Genomic DNA, 509 nt, shown 5'->3' with positions numbered 1-509 from the left:
CACCAGAGGACCCCAGGTGCACCACCAGGCCCAGTAGAACACCGTCCAGCCCTGGAACCAGTCCTGATCGGGACGATCGATCCAGTTGCTCAGTGGCAGGAACATCTGGCCATAGTCGACCGCGGCGTTCAGGGTGTTGGAGAAGAACGCCATGCCCCCAATACCGACCGCGACCAGCAGGAACAGAACCAGCGCAAGCAGCATGTTGATGTTACTCAGCACCTTGACCCCTGCATCCAGCCCTCGCCACAGCGAGAACGCTGCCAGACAGGTCACAGCGACGATGAACATCAGTTGAAAGGCAAAGGTATTCGGTGTGCCCAACACATAGGCAATACCTGCGGTGGCCTGCATAGCTCCCAGACCAAGGGAGGTGGCCAGACCGAAGATGCTCAACACCACGGTAAACACATCGACCACTTGCCCCGGCAAGCCGCGGGGACCACGGCCCAGCAGCGGCTGCAGACCGGAACTGAGCGACAGTGGTAGCCCCTTGTTGTAGGAGAAGT

At 59.9% G+C, this 509-nt stretch carries 1 protein-coding gene; it reads right to left on the bottom strand.

The window, feature by feature from the left end:
• Positions 1-509, bottom strand: a 509-nt coding sequence (locus J0A65_RS25560; RefSeq protein ID WP_206597021.1) for a BCCT family transporter, incomplete at both ends; no start/stop codon positions are given.

This window comes from Bowmanella yangjiangensis (assembly GCF_017255015.1).
GTDB classification, from domain to species: Bacteria; Pseudomonadota; Gammaproteobacteria; order Enterobacterales; family Alteromonadaceae; genus Bowmanella; species Bowmanella yangjiangensis.
This window is presented reverse-complemented; position numbering and strand designations above follow the sequence as displayed.